This window comes from Bacillus sp. AP50 (assembly GCF_040492675.1).
Lineage (GTDB): Bacteria > Bacillota > Bacilli > Bacillales > Bacillaceae_G > Bacillus_A > Bacillus_A cereus.
Genome location: NZ_JBEUTW010000339.1, coordinates 1 through 3,688 on the forward strand (window position 1 = coordinate 1; position 3,688 = coordinate 3,688).

The window sequence follows — 3,688 nt, forward strand, 5'->3', positions numbered from 1 at the left end:
TCTAAGTGTATTCCTAGTTACCATTCATTTTCAAAGATAATGATCGTTATAATAAATATCATTTTTATCAAAATATTCAATTAATTTATCGCTAAACTCACGAGCAGACGTTACATTATAACCAAAAGGCTTCTCTATAATAAGACGATTTAATCCTTTTGTAGCTCACAATCCACTATCTTTCTTTCTTTCATATAAATCTATACTTTTCATATTTCTACTCAAAATTGATAGGCAATACTGTAACACCACATTGTTGCCTATTGTAACCGTTATAACTTTCTTTGTGCTACGAGTGTTATTATAAATCGGCCATAACATGAATAGCAGTACGTACTTTAAAGTGATGTAGGCACTTTAAAATACCTATACTAAGTGAGTAATAATAAACATAATGAATAAATCATGCTGCAAAAATAACATCTACCCTTTCTTCAAAAAGCTTTACAGTAGTTTTTAGAAGTACGTTACATTATTTCATTTCATTTCATGCACTTTCCTCTTCTTTATATAAAATTCTCACTAACCAAATTCAAAATATTATACTTATTTTTCGTACTTTGCTATGCTATAACCACAAACAGGAGGTATAAACTATGAAAGCACAAATTATCCATTCTTTTGGGGATTCATCTGTATTTCAATTAGAAGAAGTTTCAAAACCGAAACTTTTACCAGGTCATGTTCTAATCGATGTAAAAGCAACAAGTGTAAATCCAATCGATACAAAAATGCGTAGTGGTGCCGTTTCAGCCGTCGCTCCTGAGTTTCCAGCTATATTACACGGCGATGTAGCTGGTATTGTTATTGAAGTAGGAGAAGGTGTTTCGAAATTCAAATCAGGGGATAAAGTATACGGATGTGCCGGAGGTTTTAAAGAAACTGGAGGTGCACTTGCAGAATTTATGCTTGCTGATGCACGATTAATTGCTCACAAACCTAATAATTTAACAATGGAAGAAGCTGCTGCTCTACCATTAGTTGCAATTACAGCTTGGGAATCTTTATTTGATCGTGCAAATATTAAACCTGGTCAAAATGTTCTCATTCATGGAGCTACTGGTGGCGTAGGACACGTAGCCATTCAACTAGCTAAATGGGCAGGCGCTAAAGTTTTTACAACAGCTTCTCAGCAAAACAAAATGGAAATAGCCCATCGTTTAGGAGCCGATATAGCTATTAATTATAAAGAAGAATCTGTTCAAGAATATGTACAAAAACATACGAACGGAAACGGATTTGAAGTTATATTTGATACAGTAGGCGGCAAGAATCTTGATCATTCTTTTGAAGCTGCTGCGGTCAATGGAACTGTCGTAACTATTGCAGCTCGTTCAACCCATGACCTCTCTCCTTTACACGCAAAAGGACTCTCTCTGCACGTTACTTTTATGGCATTAAAAATATTACATACAGATAAGCGTAATGATTGCGGAGAAATCTTAACGAAAATAACGCAAATTGTAGAAGAAGGAAAACTTCGTCCATTGCTAGATTCTAAATCTTTTACGTTTGATGAAGTTGCACAAGCACATGAATATTTGGAGTCAAATAAAGCAATAGGTAAAATAGTTTTGAAAAACGTTTGGTAACTTTCACTAAATAATACAAATAACAAATGTTTGTTGTTTGAAAATAACAGCGAGATCGCTTCGCCTTATCTTTTTCTTAAGAGGCGTGCCACAACCTTAAAAGCTTTCCATCCTTTACAACAAGTAAAAAAATAACAGCTAAATTTTGAGGTGGGGGTCTTACTGCCCAGCAAATAGCGGGATAACATTCAAAAAAACCTTGCAGAAAAATTCTACAAGGTTTTTTTCTATAAATACAAATTAATCACTATATTAAAATGAAAGAGTTTGTAATTCATCACAATAATATTAAATATACGCTGCTTTAAAGGCTTGTTGGACAGCTTGTACTTCTAATGAGTCTTTACCATATAAGTTCGTTGCTACACGAATACAAGCTTCTTTTAATTCTTTAAAATCAGAAGTCATATTTAATTCATCCGTATTTGCATAATAGAAAATATCAAACATTTTATCTTCTCCAATGCCATGTACGTTTACTCCATTATGGCTTCCACCACTAGCAATCAAGTAAGCTACTTTATTAATAATGCTAGAGTTCGTGTGTACACCACCATGATCGTGGTCAGCATCAATAGGTAAGTTATTATAATGCCTATAATCCTCTGGATATCTAGAAGAGATAGATGATGGGTTTTTCATATCTCTAAAAATACGACCTGATTGTTCTCCCATTGTCCAATTGAACTTTCCGTTATTGGCATACTTTTCAACGGCTACTCCTAAAATATCAGATAACGCTTCATTAATTGCACCAGCTTCTCCTGCGTACTCAAGTCCAGACTCATTTCTTGTAACCGCGTGTGTAAATTCATGTCCTGCCACATCAAATGCTCTAACAATTGGATCTCCGTATACTAGCATAGCGCCATTACTAAATGCATTAAACCACTGCTTAGGATTTCCTTTATTCGTACCATTTGTGTTCCAACCATGAACGACAGAAATTACTTTTTGTCCGTTATTATCAAAGCTGTTACGGCCATATTTTTCTTGATAAAAATCATATACTTTCGTTGCTAAATAATGGGCACTAACTGCTTTAGGATCTGTAAAATTTGTAGAATTACTTGTTACTAAATCATCGAGATAACCCCATACATTTCTTCTATAATTATTATAATCTTTATAATTAGCAGTATATGTTTCAATTCCCTTACCACGAGAATAATCTGCAAGCATGTACATTCCATCACTTCTTTGTGTAATTCCAAACGTACGATTAATACCTAAGTCATCTTTTCCTGTACCTGTTAATTTTGAAGGATCTGTTGATTTATTTGATGTCGCAGATTGGACAATACTACTCTCTACTTGTATACCCAATTTTTGAACGAGTTCTTTTAATAGATTACCACCAAAAGCATCAATTAATACTGTACCGGATACATATTCAGGTGTAGATGCACTAAAAGTAATTTGATATGCGTTTGTAGCTTTATTTGTATTTTCATCTACATATACCACTTGTTTAATTTCTGGTTCTTCGATAAATGTGAGATCATTTCCATAGATGTTGAAAAGCTGTTTCTTTGCATCCTCTTCTGATAGAGTAATAGGTTGTTTCAAATCTTCCTGTTGTTGTAAATTTTGGGCACTATCTCCCGAAACGCTCGTAAGTACACCATCATCATTAATATGTGCTGTTAGTTGATATCCGTATACATCACGTCCTTCATACGTTTGTTGAAGACGTACCAATGTAGTACCATCATAAGATTTACGACTTTGCGTAACATTATAATTAACTTTGAATTCCGTATTAACTTGCTTTGATGATAATGCTTGTTCTGTTTTTCCTTTTAGTGCATCCTTTGCTACATTTTCTGCCGAATTTTGAGAAGGTGCTGTTAAATTACCTGTTCGGAACGTATCTTCCTTTGTTTCCACTTTTAAATCTTCTGTTTCCGCATGTACTCCTCCATAAGGCATAATCGCCGATAACACCACTCCTGTAGTTAAACCTACCTTTACGAAATTATTCATATTTTTACTCCTTTATAATCGTATTATTAAATTAAATAAATGTATTTTAGAATTTTAAGCATAGATAAAAAATTTTAACTATAGCCAATCGTTTTTACATACCTCTACAT

The 3,688-nt window shown here is 33.7% G+C and carries 2 protein-coding genes and 1 pseudogene; 1 reads left to right on the forward strand and 2 read right to left on the reverse strand.

Annotated elements, in window-relative coordinates; genetic code table 11:
* Positions 1-30: 30 nt before the first annotated feature.
* Positions 31-165: pseudogene (locus tag ABWK52_RS21805) on the reverse strand (glucose-6-phosphate dehydrogenase); the annotation flags it as partial.
* Between the two features lie 431 nt (positions 166-596).
* On the opposite strand from ABWK52_RS21805, the gene ABWK52_RS21815 reads away from it, so the two are divergent.
* Positions 597-1,592, forward strand: a complete 996-nt coding sequence (locus ABWK52_RS21815) for a zinc-dependent alcohol dehydrogenase family protein (protein WP_000647254.1) — start codon at positions 597-599, stop codon at positions 1,590-1,592.
* Positions 1,593-1,880: 288 nt separating this feature from the next.
* Here the strand turns inward: ABWK52_RS21815 and ABWK52_RS21820 are convergent, their stop codons facing one another.
* Positions 1,881-3,578, reverse strand: coding sequence for a M4 family metallopeptidase (locus ABWK52_RS21820; protein WP_098541111.1), 1,698 nt, complete (start codon positions 3,576-3,578; stop codon positions 1,881-1,883).
* Positions 3,579-3,688: the final 110 nt, after the last annotated feature.